General features: G+C 34.3%; 19 protein-coding genes. 4 read left to right on the top strand and 15 right to left on the bottom strand.

Features of this window, described 5'->3' with window-relative positions:
- The first annotated feature begins 7 nt into the window (after positions 1-7).
- Positions 8-448: a hypothetical protein gene (locus B2745_RS13200; protein ID WP_304067481.1), complete on the top strand. Its 441-nt coding sequence runs from the start codon at positions 8-10 to the stop codon at positions 446-448.
- Positions 449-582: 134 nt separating this feature from the next.
- On the opposite strand, the gene B2745_RS13195 is transcribed toward B2745_RS13200, so the two are convergent.
- The 3 genes from B2745_RS13195 to B2745_RS13185 are packed head-to-tail and all read right to left on the bottom strand — an operon-like array spanning position 583 to position 3,984.
- Entirely contained in the window at positions 583-1,833 is a 1,251-nt protein-coding gene (locus B2745_RS13195) for a PP2C family protein-serine/threonine phosphatase (protein ID WP_304067479.1), read from the bottom strand.
- A 56-nt stretch (positions 1,834-1,889) separates the two neighbouring features.
- The gene (locus tag B2745_RS13190) at positions 1,890-3,020 is read right to left on the bottom strand and encodes a glycosyltransferase family 2 protein (RefSeq protein ID WP_304067476.1); all 1,131 of its coding nucleotides are present in this window, start codon (positions 3,018-3,020) and stop codon (positions 1,890-1,892) included.
- The gene (locus B2745_RS13185; protein WP_304067473.1) at positions 3,013-3,984 is read right to left on the bottom strand and encodes a lysylphosphatidylglycerol synthase domain-containing protein; all 972 of its coding nucleotides are present in this window, start codon (positions 3,982-3,984) and stop codon (positions 3,013-3,015) included. Before B2745_RS13185 ends, B2745_RS13190 begins: the two co-directional genes overlap by 8 nt.
- Positions 3,985-4,023: 39 nt before the next feature.
- On the opposite strand from B2745_RS13185, the gene ruvC reads away from it, so the two are divergent.
- Positions 4,024-4,590 (top strand): crossover junction endodeoxyribonuclease RuvC, encoded by a 567-nt coding sequence (gene ruvC, locus B2745_RS13180; protein ID WP_304067471.1) that lies wholly within the window; start codon positions 4,024-4,026, stop codon positions 4,588-4,590.
- A gap of 2 nt (positions 4,591-4,592) precedes the next feature.
- Here the strand turns inward: ruvC and B2745_RS13175 are convergent, their stop codons facing one another.
- Positions 4,593-5,231, bottom strand: coding sequence for a response regulator transcription factor (locus tag B2745_RS13175; protein WP_304067468.1), 639 nt, complete (start codon positions 5,229-5,231; stop codon positions 4,593-4,595).
- 66 nt (positions 5,232-5,297) lie between these two features.
- On the bottom strand, positions 5,298-7,172 hold the full coding sequence (locus tag B2745_RS13170) for a tetratricopeptide repeat protein (RefSeq protein ID WP_304067466.1): 1,875 nt from the start codon (positions 7,170-7,172) through the stop codon (positions 5,298-5,300).
- A 121-nt stretch (positions 7,173-7,293) separates the two neighbouring features.
- On the opposite strand from B2745_RS13170, the gene B2745_RS13165 reads away from it, so the two are divergent.
- The gene (locus tag B2745_RS13165; protein ID WP_304067463.1) at positions 7,294-8,325 is read left to right on the top strand and encodes a hypothetical protein; all 1,032 of its coding nucleotides are present in this window, start codon (positions 7,294-7,296) and stop codon (positions 8,323-8,325) included.
- Between the two features lie 124 nt (positions 8,326-8,449).
- Here the strand turns inward: B2745_RS13165 and B2745_RS13160 are convergent, their stop codons facing one another.
- The 5 genes from B2745_RS13160 to B2745_RS13140 form a co-directional block, all read right to left on the bottom strand.
- Positions 8,450-9,547: a Fic family protein gene (locus B2745_RS13160; RefSeq protein WP_304067461.1), complete on the bottom strand. Its 1,098-nt coding sequence runs from the start codon at positions 9,545-9,547 to the stop codon at positions 8,450-8,452.
- Between the two features lie 131 nt (positions 9,548-9,678).
- Complete coding sequence (locus B2745_RS13155; protein ID WP_304067458.1) at positions 9,679-10,164, bottom strand: hypothetical protein; 486 nt, start codon at positions 10,162-10,164, stop codon at positions 9,679-9,681.
- Entirely contained in the window at positions 10,154-10,936 is a 783-nt protein-coding gene (locus tag B2745_RS13150; protein ID WP_304067455.1) for a hypothetical protein, read from the bottom strand. Before B2745_RS13150 ends, B2745_RS13155 begins: the two co-directional genes overlap by 11 nt.
- A gap of 90 nt (positions 10,937-11,026) precedes the next feature.
- Positions 11,027-11,728: an SIMPL domain-containing protein gene (locus B2745_RS13145; protein WP_304067453.1), complete on the bottom strand. Its 702-nt coding sequence runs from the start codon at positions 11,726-11,728 to the stop codon at positions 11,027-11,029.
- 143 nt (positions 11,729-11,871) lie between these two features.
- A complete protein-coding gene (locus B2745_RS13140; RefSeq protein WP_304067451.1) occupies positions 11,872-13,428 on the bottom strand; it encodes a rhomboid family intramembrane serine protease in 1,557 nt (518 codons plus the stop codon).
- Positions 13,429-14,098: 670 nt separating this feature from the next.
- Here B2745_RS13140 and ltrA point away from each other — a divergent pair.
- Positions 14,099-15,556, top strand: coding sequence for a group II intron reverse transcriptase/maturase (gene ltrA / locus B2745_RS13135; RefSeq protein WP_304067449.1), 1,458 nt, complete (start codon positions 14,099-14,101; stop codon positions 15,554-15,556).
- Here ltrA and B2745_RS13130 read toward each other — a convergent pair.
- The 5 genes from B2745_RS13130 to B2745_RS13110 all read right to left on the bottom strand — a co-directional run bounded on the left by B2745_RS13130 (position 15,497) and on the right by B2745_RS13110 (position 20,788).
- Positions 15,497-16,846, bottom strand: coding sequence for a hypothetical protein (locus B2745_RS13130; RefSeq protein WP_304067447.1), 1,350 nt, complete (start codon positions 16,844-16,846; stop codon positions 15,497-15,499). The two genes, ltrA and B2745_RS13130, sit on opposite strands and share 60 nt — an antisense overlap.
- A gap of 195 nt (positions 16,847-17,041) precedes the next feature.
- Complete coding sequence (locus tag B2745_RS13125) at positions 17,042-17,593, bottom strand: hypothetical protein (protein ID WP_304067444.1); 552 nt, start codon at positions 17,591-17,593, stop codon at positions 17,042-17,044.
- Positions 17,594-18,835: 1,242 nt separating this feature from the next.
- Positions 18,836-19,237, bottom strand: coding sequence for an HIT family protein (locus B2745_RS13120; protein ID WP_304067441.1), 402 nt, complete (start codon positions 19,235-19,237; stop codon positions 18,836-18,838).
- Between the two features lie 17 nt (positions 19,238-19,254).
- Entirely contained in the window at positions 19,255-19,728 is a 474-nt protein-coding gene (gene greA / locus B2745_RS13115) for a transcription elongation factor GreA (RefSeq protein ID WP_026905229.1), read from the bottom strand.
- Positions 19,729-19,861: 133 nt separating this feature from the next.
- Positions 19,862-20,788, bottom strand: a complete 927-nt coding sequence (locus tag B2745_RS13110) for a 2-hydroxyacid dehydrogenase (RefSeq protein WP_304067438.1) — start codon at positions 20,786-20,788, stop codon at positions 19,862-19,864.
- Positions 20,789-20,834: the final 46 nt, after the last annotated feature.

Raw genomic sequence — 20,834 nt, 5'->3', positions numbered from 1 at the left:
AGTAAACATGTTTAGCATTATTTTAAAGGCATATCATTTAATTGCCTTATCAATGCTTTGCCTGATATTGTCTTGCAACAGCCAACCAGACTATAAACTTGTAAGACAAGAAGTGGTAGCAAAGCATGATAAACTTATGGTTTATGAAGAGCAGTTAATTGAAAACAGACGGCTCTTAAACAATATTCTGCAAAAGCAATTTAAAAAGACCAGTAAAAATGATTTAAAAGAGAAAGAAGAGCTTTTAGCTATTATCCAGCTATTAGATAAAGCAGATGAAAACATGATGAGTTGGATGCGAGCTTTTAAAGTTGATATTGAAGGTAAAACTAAAAAAGAAGCCTTAGCTTATTTTCAAACAGAAAAACTGAAATTGATGGAGATGGAAAAGCAATTTAAGATAGCTTTATTAAAGTCTCAAAGTTATTTAAAAAGCAAAAAAGACTAAAGTAATTTGGGTAGGCGGGAACTAACCAAACACCTGCCTGCTTCAAATAAAAATATACTGATGACTATTAGAATGATTTTAAAATTTAACGCTAAACGTTAAAATAAGAGCATACTGCTCTCTTTAGGTCTAGTTCAATGAAATCTTAAAGATAGGATGGTAATATCATCTGTTGCGGTAACACTTCTTCTTGTATTTTCAATCTTTTTAATAAGTAAATGGTGGATTGTTTTTAAGTCTTGATGATTGTGGGTTATCAAAAAATCCATTAAATCTATCTCAGATAGGCTTCTTTCTTCTTCTCCATCAAATTCTAAAATGCCATCTGTATAATTAAAAATTAAAGCCTCAGATGGTATAGTGATATGTCCTTCATTGATAAAGGGTAACTCATCAAATACACCAATCATGGTGGTGCCTTTTAATAAGGGTTCAACGCTGTTGTTTTGTATCAACAAAGAGGCATTATGACCAGCATTTACAAAATTTAGTACTCGGGTTTGCTTATTATACTTACCCAAAAATAGGGTGATAAACCTATCGCCTTTAGTATTTTGGTAAACTACTTTGTTGAGTCTGGAAATAAGTTCTGATAAAGAAATATCAACAGAAACTAAGGCTCTTAAACTAGCCTGAAAATTGGCCATAATTAACGCTGCGGATATTCCTTTTCCAGAAACATCGGCTACGCACCAAAGAATCTCAGTATCATTAAGTTCTATAAAATCATAAAAATCTCCTCCTATGGTTTGATGTTGGCGATAGATAGCTTCAACATCTAACTCGGTGTTTTTGGGTAAAACCTGAGGAATAAGCATGTTTTGAACCTGACTGGCAAGCTCAAGATCTCTTTGGATACGCTCTTTTTGAATACGTTCTTTAAATAATTTTTTATTCTCAAAAGCAACAATGATAACATTTATCAGTGTCTGGATATAATCTATTTTGTTGCTTATCAGCTTTTCTTCAGGAGAAAAATCGCCAACCAATATATAGGCTAAAGCTTGGTTTTTATGATAAACAGGTATAAAAAACTCATATTTATTAAATACAGGGTCTGGGTGGTCTGATAGCTCTGTTGGATTTTTAAGCTCTATCAATTCTTTACTGATGGCATTATAGTCTTCATCATATTCTAAATCACCACCAAATTGCGATACACAAATAAAATCGTCTTCGTTTTTAAAAAGTAGCCTAAAACGTCCAACTTTTAAAGTTGTTTTTAAGATAAGCTCTAGCATTTCTATCAAAACAGAGCCTGGTACGTTACTATTGATAGCTTGAGTGATTTCTAAGAGTGCGTTTAACTCGGCCTGCCTTTTCAGCAAGAGCTCGATAAGATCTATTTGTTCTTCGTCTTTAGAAATATTTAGCTCTTTTTTCAAAATCTTATTCTATGTTTCTAAATTAATTATTTATATCAAAAAACTCAATTTAAAAACTATCTAACCATGCGTCCCTTCCAATTATATTTTCCAGAGTTACCTGCTATTCCAATATAAATAAAGTATAAGGGGTGTAAAAGTGTTAAAAAAGGTAATAAAATTAATAGACTTCTTCTTTTGTTAAATGTTAAAACTGGGTAAAGGAACCAAAGTTCTACACCCATTTTTAGTAGATATTGGATGATAAAAATCGGAAAAAGTGAGGGTATAAAAGCAACAAATAAAAGATGTGAGATTAAACTTAAATTAGATATCCATACAGAAATTGCTAATGCTACAATACGCTTATCTTTGTATTTAACACTTTTACTGGCCCACCTCTTACGCTGTTGAATAAATGACTTTAAGTTTTCTTTAGCGTGGGTAAACACAATGGCATCATAAGATTTACAAAATCCAATGCTTTCTGGGTAGGCAAAAGCTACTTTATGTAAAAAAAGCTCATCATCACCTGAGGCTAAATCATCTATTCCTTTAAAGCCTCCAAGTTCTTCGAAAACATCTTTACGATAAGCTAAATTAGCACCATTACAGGTAGAAGGCATTTGATTACCAATACCCGCAGCACCCAAACCAATCAGAAAAGAAAATTCTAATGTTTGTAAGCGTTCAAAAAAACTTTTTTCTTCAAAATAAGCTACTGGCGAACTGATAAGCTTATAGCCATGCTGGTTATAATAGTTAACAATAGTAGCTAACCATAAAGATGACATGCGGCAATCAGCATCTGTAGTTATGATGAGCTCTCCTGTGGCTGTTTTAATAGCCTCGGCAATAGCTTTCTTTTTGTAAGAATTTAAGGGCTCGCTTTCATTTAGTTGAATGAGTTTAACACCCTGCGAAGCATAACTTGCAATTATTTGTGCCGTATGGTCAGTAGAGTGATCATCTACAATAATCAATTCAAAAAGCTCTTTTGGATATTGTTGTTTTAATATATCATCAATGGTTAAAGCTATTTTGTCTTCTTCGTTTCTGGCTGCTATCAGGATAGATACTTTGGTATGTGCTTGTATATCTTTAAAAGTAAAATTGCGCAACCTTTGCCAGCCTCGGTTTAAAAATAAGACAACAATAACATAAACAATCGTAAAAATTAAAGAAAGCAGGCTAAGAATACTAATCAAAGAAGTTAAGTTTAAAAACAAAGAATGAACCCAAAATAGCTGGAATAATTAAATTAACCAACCATATTAATGAGGCCGCAGCCATAATAGCAATTTCTTGATGGGTAATGAAACTAAAGAAGTATGTTGCTGTCATGCTTCTTACCCCAATATCAAGCAAATCTAAAGATGGTAAAGCCGATTGTACAAAGAACAAAATAAATACCAATAAACTTATTTGATAGTACGGAATTTCTGGTACTAATACATGTATGATAAGTATATATTGCGAGGTAAATACCGCAAACCTACCTAAGCTTAGCAGCATAACCTTAAGTAGTTCTGTTTGACTAAAATTGGTTAAAACTTTAAAGTACGAAGTAAACCTATTTAAAAATTTAAGTTTGTTTAGCAAGCTATTTAACCAATGGATATTAAAATAAAAAAGGATAAGAAAAAAACAAAAAACGGCTATTACAAAACCAATGGCAAATAAAAGGTTGATTTCTTGAATCACAAACTGATGAAGAAACCATAATAAAGCAATAGCACCAGCTATATTGGTAATCACCATTTGTGAGATGTGCCCAACACTCATCAGCACAGCGCCTTGAATTCTTTTTCTGGGAGATAAGAAGAAAATTCTTCCACCGTATTCTCCAATTCTGTTAGGTGTAAAAACGGCCCAGGTTAAACCGCAAAAAATAGATTCTATAGCTTTCCTTATACTGATAACTTCTACTTTTGCGATTAAAAATTTCCACTTGATGCTTTCTAAAAACCAGTTAAAAAACATCAAAAGAAATATACCCACTAAAGTTAAGGTAACTTGCTTGGGGTGTAAATCAGCCATTAACTCTTCAAAATTTCTTAAATTACTATTATCTGTTAAGCGCTTATGAATAAAAATAGCTGCACATAGTAGAATTGAAATTTTTATAAGGTAACTGATGTTTTTTTTCTGCTGCTTTGTTAAAACCGCCATATTTGTACAATGTTAAGAATTTAGCTTAATATTGCCAGTATGCTGATAGAAAAATCAAAAGAAAGAATTATTTTAGGGATAGACCCAGGTACCGCAGTTATGGGCTATGGCCTGGTAAAAGAAACCGGAAATAAACTTTCTTTAATCAACTTAGGCATTGTTAAACTAGACCATTTAGATGATCATCCGCTAAAACTACAGCGTATTTTTGAACGTACCAGCAGTTTAATAGAGCAATATCAGCCAGATTGTATGGCTCTAGAAGCTCCATTTTATGGTAAAAATATACAGGTGATGTTAAAATTGGGTAGGGCACAAGGCGTTGCTATGGCTGCCGGACTGGCAAAAAATCTTCCCATATTTGAATACTCTCCAAAGAAAGTGAAGCAATCTATCACCGGAAACGGAAATGCAGGAAAAGAACAGGTTGCAGCTATGCTACAACAACTATTGGTCTTTAAAGAAACACCAGAATTTCTAGATGCTACTGATGGTTTGGCTGTTGCTGTTTGCCATTCTTTTCAAAAAATTTCTACCAGTGGTAAAAGTAAAACTTATAGCGGTTGGGAAAGTTTTGTTAAGGATAATGCTAAAAGGGTGAAATAAATTTATACCAATTTATTTTCAACAGCAATATTTAGCGCACTAACTTTATTATCAACCTGTAGCTTTTTGTAGATATTTTCGATATGTTTTCTAACGGTTCCGTAGCTAATAAATAAGTTAGCAGCAATTTGTTCGTAAGTAAGACCTTTTTTTAGGTGTTCTAAAATTTCTTTTTCTCTTGGTGTAATATCAAAATCCTTAACCGTTTTAGCATCATGAGGTTGCCTACGCATGATATTCATAACCTTTAAAGCAATACTTGCCGACATTGCCGCACCACCATCCATAGTGTCTGTAATAGCTTTATAAATGTTTTCATGCCCTTCCTCTTTCAGTAAATAACCTGATGCACCAGCCATAATCATCTCAAAAATTTTATCATCATCGTCAAAGGTGGTTAATGCTAATACTTTTATTTTAGGGTTTAGTTGAACTAATTTCCGCGTAGTTTCTATACCATCCAATACCGGCATTTCTATATCCATTAATACCAGATGAATAGGATGAAGTTTTATTTTCGATAATAAATCCTGCCCATGGGGGCTTACCAATTTAACAGCTAAATGATCATACTTAGCAAGCTTATCTAAAACAGATTGTAAAGCAAAGGTATTATCTTCTGCAATGGCTATATGGATCATACTTAAAATATTTTTTTGTAAAACTAAACAAGCTTAAGCTTTAAACCGATACGCAAAACTCCGTATTTATGAAAGTTTAATGGTGGCGTGTATACTTGTTCCGGTGTGCAGGTCTGAGGTAATATGTAAAACTCCACCAATAGCGGCAGCCCTATTTTTCATATTAGCTAAACCAAAACCAGCCATTATATCAGCTTCTTTAAAGCCTTTGCCATTATCCGTAATCATGATATCTAATTGCGTATCATTAACCTCAAGTTTTACATCAATAAGTGAGGCTTTTGCATGTTTAAGCGCATTGTTTACAGCTTCTTGTACAATTCTGAAAATTTCTGTGGCTTTTGTAGCATCAATAATTTTAGCTGTTTGCCCTTCATCTGTTACAGTTAAAAAAGAAATACTTTTAAAGAAATCTCTAAGTTTAACGGCTAGTTCTTCTACACTTACAGCCTCTTTATTGATAAGCCAAACTGTTTTTCTGAGTTCTTTTATAGTTTCTGTTGTCAGTTGTTTTACTTGATTAATTTTATCATAGTCCTGAGTTTCGTTTTCTACCATACCGGTCATCGTATTATTGATAAAAGTAAGGTAAGAGCCAATATGGTCATGCAATTCTCTAGAAATCCTTACTTTTTCAGATTGCATTTTTTGTCTTGCCTGTTCTTCCAAGATTTGCTTTTCTAAGCGGGCTTTTAGTATCAGTTGCTTTTCTTTTGCTCTTCTTTTTTGATAAATAAAGTAAGCGCCGCTAATTACTAAAGTCAATATCACCGCAGCTATAAACAGGTATAGGTTGCGCTGTTTTATTTTTAACTCTTGGATTAAGTTTTTTTGGTTTAGATTGGTGATTTGTTGCTCTTTTTTACTGGTTTCGTATTGCGTTTGTAACTCTTGCAAACTCTTTTGGTTGTTTAAGAACAAAACAGAATCTTTAAGCATAAAGGCTTTGTGAATATGCTCATAAGCCTCCTGATACTTACCTGCTTGTTGTTGTAATTTTGCAAGCTCGGCGTAGCTATTGTATAAAATTTCTTTGTCATTTAAATTTTGGGCAATTTGTAAAGCACCTTTAAACTCTTGTTCTGCTTGTGCTAGCTTCCCTGTTTGGGCATGGGCATAACCTAGGTTATACAATGCTTTCATTTTTAAATCCTGATTCCCAATTTTTTCTGTAAGGATTAAGGCTTCATTTAAATGGATAATAGCTTGTTGATGATTTCTTTTTTTAACAAATAATTCGCCCAGATTGATTAAAACAGGAGCGTTTGCAGGCAGGTTGTTAATTTCAATATTCTTTTGTCTAGCTAATTGTAGATAATAAATAGCAGAATCTATTTTATTTAAAGCAGTAAAGGTAGAGCCCATATTATTATAAGCAGAAGCAATTTCTGTAAGGTCTTTTACATTTAAAGCATTTTGCAAATAATCCTTAAAATAAACCATAGCCTGCTTGTAATTAGCCTGTTCATGATATACCATACCTAAAAGATTATTTACCCTTCCTTGTCCATTTTCTTCTTTAATTTTTTCAAACAATCTTAGTGCTTTTAAAGCATAGGTAATGGTATATTGATGCTCGCCTGATGCACTATAAGTAGTAGCGATGTTTAAATTAGCTTTTGCAATTTCTAAAGTATCTTTCAAAGAGCTAAATAACTTTAAAGCTTCTTGATAATGCTTTACAGACGATTTAAAATCGCTTTTTAAATAGTTAGCCACCCCTTTAAATTTAGCTGCTGTAGCCAAGCCTCTGGTATCGTTAATTGTTTTTGCTTTTTGATAAGCTAAATCTGCATAATGCAACATAGAGTCGGGCTGCCCCATTACCGCTTTGGTTTTATCAATAAATTGGTTTATTTCTAATTGAGCTTTGCTTTGTGCTAAAATAGCAGAACAAGAAAATAAGATAGATAAGAAAAAAGCTAAAACAGTTGTTTTCATACGCTAATGAAATCCTATTAAGTTTATTGATTGATGCAAAATACGAATTTATTCGTATGGTAATCCAGCTAAAACAACAGCAATTTTACCATCATTATTGAAGTCCTAAAAATATTAAAGCATGAAAAATTTATCTCTAAACAAATTAGCAGCCTATTGCCTAACCGCTAGCTTATGCTTAACAACTAACGTTTTTGCGCAAATAAGCGAAAAACAAGTTGATAAAATGTTTGCGCCTAAAGGTACTTACCGCTCGCCGTTTAAAAAGGCCTCAGAAGTGGCTTTAACAAGTGTTAACCTGCGTTTTAAAGTTGCTACAAGTGAGAAATCGGTTAAAAGAGACGCCGGATCTGCCATATCATGGGCTTTTTTGGAAGGTGTAGACGATGCACTTTTTCAAGAAATAGCAGATGAATATTATCAAAGATTAGCGGCAAAGCTGAAGAGTAAAGGCTTTAACGTTTCTGATAAGTATAAAGAATCTAAGCATTATGCTACTTTATTAGAAAAAAACGGAAATAACGAACGTCAAACCTACAAGAAAAGTTGGGGCATAGCCAATGTTTATACTGCTAATAAAGGGCCATATATAGAGTTTCCTATCATGGCGGGTGCACATTCCAGATTAGCTAATGAGTTAAAGTATCCAGTAGGCCAGGTTTTTCTAACTATAGATTTTGCCTATATCGCCCAAAGTATCTCTAAAGATACAGAATATGGCTTTTTAAGTAGTTCTAGCAATACGGTAACCACCAAAACTAAAGCTACCATTTACCCTGTTATTACCGTAGAAGCAGTAACAGAAGGTGCTGTAATGCGTGGCGATGGTTCTTATGCTTTATTTGCTGGTGATAATTATGGTTTTTGTAATGCTATTATTAAAAACGGACAAGGAGTGGTTTCCCAAGCCCAATATGCCGAGAAAATTGAAAGCGCTAAGGGAATGCCAGAAAGTATGAAAAAATTTAAAAGTGATGTTGTTGGCGATATGGCTGCCATTTTTAGTGGTGGTTTAGTTGGTAATGGTAGGGCAACAGGGGAGTTTACTTTTAATGTTAAAGCAAACCCAGAAAAATATAAAGCTGCGGTTTTAGATGCGCTGGAAAAATATAATGATTATTTAATGGCTTACATTACCTACAATAATAACTAACATCTTCCTTTTAACTTCAATATAAGAGGCTGCAATTTAATATTGTGGTCTCTTTTTTTGGATGGTAAATTACTTTCATACACTACAGTACAATATTGAGTTATCAGAGGTTAATGTTATTAATTTAGAAGTCTGCAAGTTCGTAGTTTGTACTTCGTCCGCCTTGTTGTTCTTGTCGCAATATTCTCTTATCCATTAAATCTTTTATGTCGCGTAATGCTGTATCAGCTGAGCATTTAGCAATCTTTGCCCATTTAGATGATTTCAATTTTCCATCAAATCCGTCAAACAGTTTATTTAACACCAATCTTTGTCTTTCATTAAACACCGTATTTTCGTGAATTTTCCAAAACTCAGTCTTGCGTAATATTTTTTGTAATGTTTTTTCTGTTGCTAAAAGTGAACTTTTAAGACAATGCAAAAACCAGTTTAGCCAATCTGTAATATCTCCACTGCTATGTTGAACTTTTTGTAGAATTTCGTAATACTGTTTCCGCTCAACTAAAATTTGGCTTGACAGACTGTAATATCTTTCTGTTGTTTTGTCGGCACAGGCAAGCATTAAATCAGAAATCGCTCTTGCAATTCTTCCATTCCCATCGTCAAATGGATGTATGATGATAAACCAAAAGTGAGCAATTGCAGCTTTTAGAACAGGGTCAATAGAGGAGTTGCTATTAAACCATTTTAAGAAATTATCCATCTCTTCCTTTACTTTATTCGCAGGAACTGCTTCATAATGGATTTTTTCTTTTCCCATCGCTCCTGATACAATTTGCATTTCACCAGTTCTATAACGACCTACTTCAATTTTGTGCATACCACTATGCCCAGTTGGGAAAAGTGCAGCATGCCACCCGAAGAGTCTTTTGTTTGTCAACGGCTTCTGATAGTTTTGAGTTGCGTCAAGCATCATTTCCACAACACCTTCTACGTTTCTGTTTGTATGGATAAGTCCTGCTATGTTTATACCCAATCTTCTCGCAATAGATGAACGAACTTGGTCATAATCGAGTTTTTCTCCTTCAATTTCTGATGATTTAATAACATCAAGAGTTAAAGTTGTAAGTGTTGCTTCTTCTTTGGTTGCAAAACCGAGCGTGTTCATTTGCCCTACAATTTTACCTTGCAAGTGGCGCACTTCACCAAAAACGGCATTGATATCTGTTTCACGCCATGTAAAATTCGTCCAGTTTTCGTATTGATAAATGTATTTTGCCATTACCAGATGTTTTGCATACGGTAAATATAGGCGTTATTCTCCGCAAATATGCGGTGATTAAAAAATTATTCTCCGCAAGTTAGTCAAGTAAAGACTTTAATATTTTGCATGAGCCCAATCTTCTCTCTTCGTCAAAGGTCTAACAATCCGAATGTTTCATTGTATGGCGTATTCAAGTCTATGAATTGAAATTTTGTTGCAGTTTCTTGCCTAAGTATGTCGTAAATTTTCAAACTTTCACTATCTGATGAAAGGTAAAACTCTATAGATTTTTCACAGTCGGCTTGTGCAAACAGTTTTGTGTCGTTAGGAATGATATTTCTATTTGCAATATCTATTTTACCATTTCTCTTTGCATTGAATACAATTTTCGCAAACGCTCCTGTTCGCTTTGAATGGTCTAAATTGAATGGAACTATTTGTAAGTTTCTGAGAGGAAGCTCGTGAACATCGCCACCTACACAATACTCTGCAATGCTGATTGTAGAGATCATCATCGTAATTTCCTTCTGCAAAAAATAACGAAAATATCCGTCAGCATTTTTGAATAACGGGTCACTTTCATTTAAAAAGCGAATAAAGAAACTGGTATCCAGTAAAACAGCTTTATGCGTCATATCCACCCCTTATTTCTTTTAGCCATTTGTCCGGGTCTATACTGCTAAGCCAAGATTTTTTTGCTTTGTCCCGAAGTGTTTTTAAATATGTCTCATCATATTTGGGTTGGTAGTCAACCAGTTCTATAAACTTTAATGTTGATGTGTCAATTTCTCCTGTTTCAGAATGTTGTTTACCTGTCGCTCTAATGCCAAACGTCCTGTAAAGCAAGTTCTCATCATATTGTTCTAGAAAACTAATTGGTGTTTGTATTCTTACTGTTCCGAGTTCCTCGGTGAAAACGTGGATATTAGCTTTGTCCTTACCACCCGCATTAGTAACCTTGCCATACAAATAAAATTCAGCGTCAGCCCAAATTGCTTCTGTTCTGTAGTATCTCGTTGTTTTATCAACTATTACTTCGTTTGTGTTCTCTAGTGATGTTTTGATACTAAAAACATAATTGCGTTTTGTAGCGATATCTTGAATGTTTTCAAATGCTTTTGCAGTCCCTAAGTCAAGAAAGTCTATGTTTTGAATTTGGCTAACCTGTCCAATGATTGCGTTAAAACCGATGATATATTGAATGGAGGTTTTAAGTATATGTTTAACAGAGCCTTCTTCAATTTTGTAACTGATATTCGGTCTGTCTCTTTTATCGCCCGGATAAAGCAAGTTTTCGGCATTTTCGAGAATAGTGATAATCTCCCGAATGTCGTAATTCTCGGGTGATAGGTCAAGGTTTCCCTTTGAACCTGTTATTCTTATCTCTATGAAGCCAATTTTTTCCACTTTACAAAGGTAATATTTTTAGGGGCTGGTTAGCCAATTTTAATGCTACTTCTACCATAACTTTTTAAATCTGCTGTTATGTGGAGTATTTTACTCGATAATGAATTTAACGTTAACCTGAGATTGAAACTTGATTTTTTGAAATTCAACTAATATAGGTTCAGATGCTCTTGAACCATATATACTTGAAGTACCCCTAATTTGTATTCCACTAACTTTTCCTTGGAGAGTGTTTGAAATTGAATTATTGTCTGTAATAAAAATAGCTTTTCCTAATTTCTGATTTAAGGGTTCTAACATTTTTAACGCATTATTCTTGGCTTTTTTAATTGCCAAATATTTTAATTCAAGCAACAAACTCTCTGATTTAGAATATTCTGTTCTTTCAATATTTACATTTGAAATTCCTGCATCTTCTAGATTTTTTAGAACCTGTCCTGCTGTCACGGCGTCACGGACAAGTAAAGAGTAGTTTTTCGCTTTTAGGATGTCTTGTGATTTGAGGAAATAACTCTTAAAGTCACTGCTGTAATCTATTAGTGACAAATCTTTTTCCGTATTAATATTTAATTCTTTTAAGGTCTTTTCTAGCACTTTTTCAAGTTCTTCGGTAGATTTTTTATTCTTACTGTCGACCTCGTTCAGCACAATAGTAATATAAATCCTGTCTGGAATTACTAAAGTGTCCATTTGTGAACTTGTTTCTAAGTACGGCTGGTCAATAAAATTTTTTTCCTGAGCAAAACAGTTGAAAAATAAAAAGGAAATTGTCAAAGTAAGAATTGTTTTCATATATCGGTTTTTTAATATTTCTAGGGTTTGGCGCTTGGTGCAGTGGCGGATTTCAAAGCACAAAACTGTCTGCCACCACAAAACTTGATACGAATCATAAAGTTTCATTTAAGTACTGAACCGCTAATTTCTTGTAGGTGCTGTTATATGCCGTTTTTCTTTCCATCGTCAAGTTTGTATAAAATTATTCCGATTAATGCTCCGCTAAGAAGTCCACCGATATGTGCTGCATTGTCAATACCTCCAGTTAAACCCCAAAGCAAATTAATACCTACATAAATTCCTATCATCATAAAAATACTTTTCTTGCCTTCTTTTGGGAAAGCGTTTGTCAGAAGCAGTCCAAGTATTGCACCGTAAAGTCCGAATATTGCACCTGATGCACCAACACTTATTGTGTTAGGATACCACCAAATACTAGCAAGGCTTCCGCAAAGTCCTGATAGAATATATAAAATAAAATACTTTTTACGTCCAAGCAATGGCTCAACAAAAATAGCCGCAATAACAAGCCCGTAAATGTTCAGTAATAAATGCATTATGCCACCGTGTAAAAACATACTTGTAAATAGTCTCCACCATTCTCCACCACTTGTTTCAAGTCGCCTGTTTGCCCCCCAATGAAGCAACTCTATTCCGTTTGGAGAAATAATGTGAATACCTGAAAATATCATTAGTAAAAAGACAATAATATTCAGGTCTAAAATTATTGAAGTTGCAAAGTGGTCACCTTTAGGTACAAGGTAGTTTAGCATATCTAAAAGGTCGTCTTGTTTTGGTTTCTTGCCTGTTAAAAACCTTTTCCTTTCAGTTTCACTATAACCTGGCCAAATTAAAGCGAACAAAAAAACTGCAAGTCCAATTCCAAACGAACCGAAAATCCAAGCAAATTTATTTCCGTTTCTATCTTCAAATCTCTCTTGTATTGGTTCTAAAATAATGAAATTCTCATCGGCTGTTTGCTTTGTTCTTGCTTCAATTGCTTTTAAAAAGTTCTGTCTATCGTCTGAGGTTGGTTTTCGTTCAAAGTGGTCTAAAGAATGAAAGTCATATTTGTTCATCTTGTCAATGCATTCATTATAAAATGCCTCGTACTTTCTTTCTTTTTCTTCAGTGCTGATTTTATTGCTGATTTGCTCTTTGAATTTTACACCATACCAATATTTAGGGATGTCAGTAATCGTTTCAGATGTGTCTTTGAGAATTGGTGTAACAAAATAAACATCGAAGTTTAAGTCTTGATTGTATTTCCCACTTGTCCGAAAGTCTGTGAAAGAACCACCATAATTTGGAGCAACTGAAAATTTTTTCAATTTGTAATAACGAGCTTTCTCTATTTTATCAATGTCGCTGATGGTCGATAATTCTTTTAGTTTACCAGATGCAGTGGTTAAATAATTTTGTGAAACTAAAAGAGAAGCTATAATTGTTCCTGCCGATAAAAATTGAAAGAAAAAGCGTCCATTGTCATTATCTTTTTTGAAAGTAAGAATTCTTAATCTTGGTCGTAACCATATTAGAATAGGTATCCAAGGTAATCCCATAGGTAACCACAAACACCAAACTTCTTCCTTAATGTCGATGATATCAAATTGAATAACAAAGAGCCAACGAAAAAGTAAAAGTCCGATAATTGTCGAGAAAGCAATTATGAAAAATGTCGGGAGAATGTGTTTTAGTTTTGTAATGTATGTTTCCAATGTTTTGTCGTTGTTGTTTGTTGGTCGTCCTAAAATGGCATATAACGATTGGCGAATTTGTGTTGTAATGGCTTAGAAAGCAAAAACTGGTCTGCCCGTGTAAACTTAGTTAATTGCGACAAAATAACTTAAAGCAGTTCAGCCATTATAATACAAATTTGTGGTGTACGCCTTGAATGGTAAATATAGTTCTTTAAAAATAAAATTAAAGAAACCCAGAGGGTGTAAGTCCCTTATTCGCTGGGGTAACGCCTGGAAGAATTAGCAAGTCGCAAGCTGGTTTGAAGTGATTTAAGCAGTGAAGTAAGCGAGCCTGCAAAAGTCTGCACTGACGAACAGAAACTGGATAAGAGGCATCGTTGAGCGGATGAGGTTGCACAGCACACCGAAGTCCTACCAATACCAAAAGCTCAAAGATGTAGATTCAGCAGGAGTAGATGGAAGGGTATTTATCTTACCGAGGGAGATCTCTTAGATTACGAGCTAATCAAAAAGAGAAGTCAGCAGAGGTCGTAGTACTTGAGTTAACGAGGTATCAACAAACGATACATGGTCTCACAAACAAGGAAGGACCGAACGTAAATTGGTTCTTAATTTACAAAGGACTGGCGTAAGCCATAGCCCTGTAAAAGCAGAATAGGAAGAACAACATTAAAACAAAAGCAAAAGATTGATTGCACAAGTATTACGTCCTCAAAACCTCCAAAAGGCATTACAACAAGTAATGGCTAATAAAGGGAGTGCTGGTATCGATGGTTTACAAATCACCGATTTAAAATCCTATGTCCAAAAACATAGGGAAGCGCTATTGGAGAAAATAAAAGAGAACAAATACCTGCCCCAATCAATTTTAGGAGTAGAGATACCCAAAGGCGGAGGAAAACTTCGTTTATTAGGTATTCCTACGGTTGTAGACCGCCTACTACAACAAGCCGTATCACAAGTTTTGATGCCAAAGTTCGAGCATGAATTTCATGAAAATAGCTATGGCTTTAGACCCTACAAAAACGCTAGAACAGCAGTAGGCAAAGCATTGAGCAATATCCACGAAGGTTATAGTCACATCATAGCTATCGATTTGGAAACATTCTTTGACGAGGTAGACCATTGCCTGCTATTGAACCTGATTTATCAAAAGGTAAAATGCCCAGTAACACTAAGACTGATACGGAAATGGTTACGAGTACCGATACAAATTAACGGCAAATTAGTAAAACGAAGAAAAGGAGTGCCACAGGGCAGTCCATTAAGTCCACTACTCTCTAATATTCTGCTTAACGAGTTGGATAAAGAATTGGAAAGGAGAAAGCTAAGGTTTGTACGCTATGCCGATGATTTCAGTATCTATTACAAGCTCCCCTCTGATGCAAAACTGGCAAGCAAAGCCATTACCAAATACTTGGTAAAGAAGCTAAAGCTGAAAGTGAATAAGTCAAAGAGCGGAATAGTAAAACCCAGTAATTTTACCATCCTAGGATTTACATTTGCATCCACGTACCAAAAAGGAGTAAAAGGGCAATACAAATTAACAGTAGGAGAAAAAGCATGGTCAAAACTAAAAGAGAAGTTAAAGGAAGTTACACGGAAAACGCTACCCAAAAGTTTAACAGAACGCATCGTAAAAATCAACGAGATTACCCGAGGCTGGCTCACCTATTTTAAGGGAAGTAGCATAATAGGTAAACTGTGTGAAGTGGACGGCTGGCTGCGCAACCGCTTGCGCTACTGCATTTGGACGGATTGGAAGAAACCGGAACGTAAAAGGAAAAACCTGATGCGTTTAGGGGTAGATTTCGATCATGCCTACGCATGGAGCAGGACAAGAAAAGGAGGATGGCGCATAGCTCAAAGCCCAATTCTTAATACTACCATAACAATTAAACGGCTAAAACGGAAAGGCTACATACCTATGCTGGAGATTTACACAAAACTCAACCCATCAGTTTACGAACCGCCGTATACGAGACCCGTTTGGCTTGCCCTGAACAAAGTGAATGGGTACGGTGGTGTGAGAGGCGAACTCCGTCAGTCTCTGGCGGAGCCGTCTACTCGATTGGTGGCAGTGTTTTTATTCTGCAATTTGTCCTTGCATTTGGAACATTCCTGTTATTTTCATTCCTTTTGTTAGGTCGTTAAATCTCATATTTTCCTGTGTGACAAAAATATCTATTGTAAAAAAGTCTTTAATGTCTGGGTTTGTAATAAGTCTAACTTTCATTATGTACCCCTTTTGGCTATTATTTTCTAACAAAAACGTTTCTTTAAAATCTTCTAACTGTCCAATAAAGTCAAAACAAGCATAATTTGGCAAATCATTGTTCGGCATATACATTGTAAAGTCTTCGCTGTATTTTACTTCACCATCTGTATTTTCTACTTTACTTATGTCTAAGACAAATGCAATTCCACTAATTTTTATTTTATGTTCTTTTTTCGAAAGATACTTTTCCCTGTTTTCTGCATAGTCTGTCGCAAAATAGGTTAAACCAAAAGTATCTCTACCGTTGCCAGTTATTATTGCTTCTAAATTTTCTATGTTCTCCCATTCATTAATTTCTTTATTTACAACATCAAGAACATAATCTGTTTTTATGACTGGTAAAATAGTTTTGGGATTGTCGTCTACTGATATTCCTTTTAACGAAATATCATTGTAATCTAATTGAGAAATACTGATATTATTATGTTTTGTGACTTTACCATTAGTCATTGCTAAAGCAAAGTATTCCATTAAAATCTGACTTCCATTTGGCTTTCTGTAAGTTTCAAAACCAAATACACCACACCAAGTATTACTTAAATCTGAATTGTTTGATTTTTTAATCTTTAAACCAATTTCGTTTTCAATTAGTGGGGCTTTAATTTCTTCTCTGTCCTGAAAATAATCCTTATTTTCTATCAATTGTGTTTTAAAAATAATATTGTTTTCTGCTTGACTGAAATTCTTAAATCCCTTGTAGGTTATTTCGTCTTTTTCAAAAGAATATGGAAGTCCAATTTTTCCACAATTTCCATTTTTGAAATTATATGAAACTGTAATTGCTTTTAGTTCGTTGTCATTGTTAGCAAGTTTGTGATTATTGTCATCAGCAAATTGAGAATGATATAGAATTACATAAGAACTAATCTCGTTGTTTACCATCTTTATCTTAAAGCTACTTTCCATTTTCTCAATTACTTCTTCGGCTGACAAAGAATATGAATTATCGTCACCAATTACATATAAAAACCCAACAATTTCGCCATTTGCTTTCTCATAAGCTGAAATTGGTGCATAGTTACCTTGTTGTTGCATACCAACAAATCTTACAATGTACTCGTTATACTTGCTTAAAGATAAAAACAGTTCACTTTTTGGCGTTTCTGATTTTGGCGTTTCGTTGTTTTCTTTCTTTTTAAAAAAGTCAAATAGTCCCATATTTATTTTTGATTTTGTCTGTTAGTAAAGTGTCTCGGTAACATTGCCACCAACGGTTTGAAAATTTGTGCAGAAATGGCATTGTTTGCAGAATCATTGTCGCACAATACTAAATTAAGTAAATAACTGATGAATTAACGTGAACCACCGTCAGCCATTTTTGAACAAATTTGCTGTTATAGCCAGTTTTTTATTTTATTTTATTTTCATTATTAAAAGTCCGGTCATTTCACACAAATACGCTACATAATTTTCGTCAGGAGAGAGAACGAGACTGTGACAATTTTCTCCACCACTTGTCCAAAGTATTTTCGGTTTTTCACCTTTTTTAGTCAAAACAAGTGAAACCGACATTTCTTTCATTTTAAGTTCAACTTTTGTTCCGTCTTTAGTCTTTAATTCTCGTGGATTAAATTTTGATACTTTTTCAAATTCAGGTTGCTCTTTATTCGTCAATTCAGAATAAGCGTCTTTGGTTGTCAAAACACCAATTGTAGGTCCATGCCATTTTGTATTAGTTAATTCGATGTTGGTTAACCTAAACTTGTACCACTTTCCCTCAATGTTACAAGCAATGAAATCTGATTTTGGTGACCATACTGGATATTCGTCAATAGCTTGAGATTGAACGATTAAAACTGTTTCTGTGTTTAATCGTGTCATTTCGGAATTCAAATTATTTGGTTTGCTTTGTCCACAAACATTTAAAGTCAAAATTGTCAGAAATATGATGCAGTATGTTTTCATTATGTTCGGTTTAAAATTGGCTATAACTAGTAAATATCCGCTATCCTATAGCGCATATTTTTCGATTAAGTTACAATTTAGTATTAGATTTTAAATATTCAAATGATCTAAAAGACTTTTTATTTGGCTAATATGTTTTATAATCATCTATATTTTGGTTTTTTTTATTCTTACCGCCTATCTTATAAAGCGATTTTCAATACTTGAAATATAAAATCTAACAATTATAAGAATTAAGACAACTATTATCCGGATATACACGGATATACACGGGTATACACGGATAATTTTAATCAAATACGCTGAATTAAAGTGGTAAGTTCTAGGTGGTTTTTTAAAGGATATGATTTACATATAAAGTTTTTTAATTCATGGTCATAACTAATTGCTGGATTTAATTTCAATAACGAGTTTAAAGAAATGCTTTTTTGATGTTTACATAGACATAAAGTATCTCTGTTTTAAGAATGTAAAATATCCCTTTTAAACCATCCAGAAAGATTTCTCTAATAAATACAAATTTCATTTGAAAATTACATATCATTGCTTATGTTTGTTTAACCTCTATTATAAACAATCACATCATCAAGAAAATTTATTACTTTAAGTCCACGTATAGCCCACCTATACCCCACCTTTTATCCACGTTTTATCCATATCACATTCGGTGCTTCTCCCAGATTTCTTCGTAACACCTTCGGAAAAACAGGGCCATTTCCCGAACAAGTCTCGAACAAGGTACAGAGAAAGCTTAAAGCGGAAGGCTAAAAGCAGAAAGCTTAAATCATCAACTAAGAAAATTAAAAAGGAAAAATTAAAAATTAAAAACAGGAAACTCACCATACAGAACTGGCAACCAATAACTGATTCAATCATTCTCTTATTCAAAAATCAATCCATCAAAAAAGCGGAAGGCTTAAGGCTAAAAGCTTAAATCATCATAGGAATTTGATTAACTTCATAAGTCAATCCATCCTACATAGAAAAACTTAAGATTGGTTTTAACCACAGAGAACACAAAGTTCGCAGAGCGCTTTTATAAGTCTACACCCAGCTTTGTGCCCTCTGCGTACTCCGCGGTTAAGAAAAGGAAAAATTAAAAATTAAAAAACAGGGAAATCAATCCATCAAAAATCAATCATTCAATCAATGAAACCCCAACTCATCAAAACCCCCTCTTAAACAAAAAAAGCTACCTCAAAAATTATGAGATAGCTTTGTATATTAATCCTTATCGAAACCTTAATCCTCCCTTAAAGCTTCTAGTATTTTTAGAGCAGTATTGCTGAGTTCTTCTTGTGTAGGCGATAATTTGGGCTTACTAAAATCCATATCAGAAACGCTATTCATCGGGATGAGGTGAATATGAGCATGTGGCACCTCTAAACCAATAACAGCAACTCCAATTTTCTTACAAGGAATAGCTTTTTTTAAGCCTTTAGCTACAATTTTCGCAAATAGCATCATCTCTACATATAAAGAATCCTCTACATCAAAAATATAATCAACTTCTTGCTTAGGTATCACCAAAACATGCCCTTCTCTTAGCGGACTGATATCCAGAAAAGCCAGAAAATCTACCGATTCTGCTACAATATGTGCCGGAATCTCTTTATCAATGATTTTTTTAAATATACTAGACATGTTTTTATGTTTTGGTATTACCTGCTAATTTCCATAATCTCAAACTCGATTTTTCCTGCCGGTACTGTAATCTCCGTTTTATCGCCAACAGATTTACCTAATAAACCCTGTGCTATAGGTGATTTTACTGAAATCTTGCCAGACTTTAAATCAGCTTCATTTTCTGCAACCAATTGATAAGTCATGGTAGCATTATTTTTCAAGTTTTTGATTTTAACAATAGATAAAGCCAAAACTTTTGAGGTATCTATTTTAGATTCATCAATTAACCTGGCGTTTGCCAAAGTGTTCTCCAACTTAGCAATCTTAGTTTCATGATGCCCTTGTGCTTCTTTTGCTGCGTCATATTCGGCATTTTCAGACAAGTCTCCTTTATCTCTTGCTTCAGCAATAGCAGCAGCAATTTTTGCTCTTCCTTCTGTTTTTAAGTACTGCAGCTCTTGTTTTAAATTCTCTAAACCTTCTTTGGTAAAATATGCAACCTCTGTCATAATCTCTTTTAATTTTGGTTATTGAATAAAAAAGCCCGGATGGTTACCAAGCTCTTAAAAAACAAACAAGACTATATCTGGTCTTAACCGACATAGTCTTGCTTCAATGATTACGAAGATAATATTTTTGGGTTTACAATTCCAAATTTTTTAATTTATCAGCTAATACTTCTGATATTTTTCGGTAAGAATCAAATGTCCAACCACCTACATGCGGACTTAACAAAACCTTAGGGTTTTCGCTTAAAGCAGCATACCAATTTTGCTCGCCCAAAGCCGGGAATTTTTCGGTCTCTAAAACATCTAATCCGGCACCTAAAATTTTCCCTTCCTCCATAGCATTTAAAACCGCTTGAGTGTTTACAATTTCGCCTCTGGCTAGATTAATAAAGAAAATAGGTCTGCGGAAATGTCTTAAATATTCTTCATCCACCATTTGGCGGGTTTCTTTGGTTAATGGGATATGTAAGCTTAAAACATCAGCATATTTCACAATCTCTTCCATGCTGGCCTCGGTAGCAAAATCATCCGTAAAGCGGGTCTTATACTTATCATAAGCCAATACTTTTACTTCAAAGCCTTTAAGTTTACGAGCAAAACTTTGCCCCATGTGGCCATAGCCAATAATACCAACAGTTTTACCTTTTAACTCGTAACCACGGTTACCTTCGCGGTCCCATTTACCATTTCTAATTTCAATATCCGCTTTGCGTAAATTATTCATTAATGATAAAAGCATCCCTACAGCATGCTCACCAACAGCATCAGCATTTCCTTCCGGAGCATTGATCAATTGAATATTTTTTTCATCGGCGTAAGCTTCTTCTATATTGTCCATTCCGGCTCCGGCTCTGGCTACAAATTTTAGGTTTGGCGCCGCGTCTATCACCTCTTTATCTACCCTAAATTTGGTACGTATTGCTAAACCTTCATATTGATGGAGGATTTCCAGAACTTCGCTTTTTTTAATCAGGGGTAAATCATCCACCTCATAACCTAAATCTTGCGCTGCTATTTTAAAAGCAGGATGTAAATCGTCTACAATTAATATTTTCTTCATCTTGTTATGCTAAATCTTCCTTGCTCTAAAGAGGGAAGAATTATGG

This window comes from Pedobacter glucosidilyticus, assembly GCF_002483235.1.
GTDB lineage: Bacteria > Bacteroidota > Bacteroidia > Sphingobacteriales > Sphingobacteriaceae > Pseudopedobacter > Pseudopedobacter glucosidilyticum_B.
The sequence above is the reverse complement of the archived record's forward strand: the minus strand, read 5'-3'. Positions and strand labels throughout refer to the sequence as shown.

Coding starts and splice junctions, on each gene's coding strand:
- B2745_RS13120 (WP_304067441.1), bottom strand. CDS start 19,237: ATGTCTAGTATATTTAAAAAAATCATTGATAAAGAGATTCCGGCACAT.
- B2745_RS13175 (WP_304067468.1), bottom strand. CDS start 5,231: ATGATCCATATAGCCATTGCAGAAGATAATACCTTTGCTTTACAATCT.
- ruvC (WP_304067471.1), top strand. CDS start 4,024: ATGCTGATAGAAAAATCAAAAGAAAGAATTATTTTAGGGATAGACCCA.
- B2745_RS13185 (WP_304067473.1), bottom strand. CDS start 3,984: ATGGCGGTTTTAACAAAGCAGCAGAAAAAAAACATCAGTTACCTTATA.
- B2745_RS13125 (WP_304067444.1), bottom strand. CDS start 17,593: ATGAAAACATACTGCATCATATTTCTGACAATTTTGACTTTAAATGTT.
- B2745_RS13165 (WP_304067463.1), top strand. CDS start 7,294: ATGAAAAATTTATCTCTAAACAAATTAGCAGCCTATTGCCTAACCGCT.
- greA (WP_026905229.1), bottom strand. CDS start 19,728: ATGACAGAGGTTGCATATTTTACCAAAGAAGGTTTAGAGAATTTAAAA.
- B2745_RS13160 (WP_304067461.1), bottom strand. CDS start 9,547: ATGGCAAAATACATTTATCAATACGAAAACTGGACGAATTTTACATGG.
- B2745_RS13200 (WP_304067481.1), top strand. CDS start 8: ATGTTTAGCATTATTTTAAAGGCATATCATTTAATTGCCTTATCAATG.
- B2745_RS13110 (WP_304067438.1), bottom strand. CDS start 20,788: ATGAAGAAAATATTAATTGTAGACGATTTACATCCTGCTTTTAAAATA.
- B2745_RS13170 (WP_304067466.1), bottom strand. CDS start 7,172: ATGAAAACAACTGTTTTAGCTTTTTTCTTATCTATCTTATTTTCTTGT.
- B2745_RS13155 (WP_304067458.1), bottom strand. CDS start 10,164: ATGACGCATAAAGCTGTTTTACTGGATACCAGTTTCTTTATTCGCTTT.
- B2745_RS13145 (WP_304067453.1), bottom strand. CDS start 11,728: ATGAAAACAATTCTTACTTTGACAATTTCCTTTTTATTTTTCAACTGT.
- B2745_RS13130 (WP_304067447.1), bottom strand. CDS start 16,846: ATGGGACTATTTGACTTTTTTAAAAAGAAAGAAAACAACGAAACGCCA.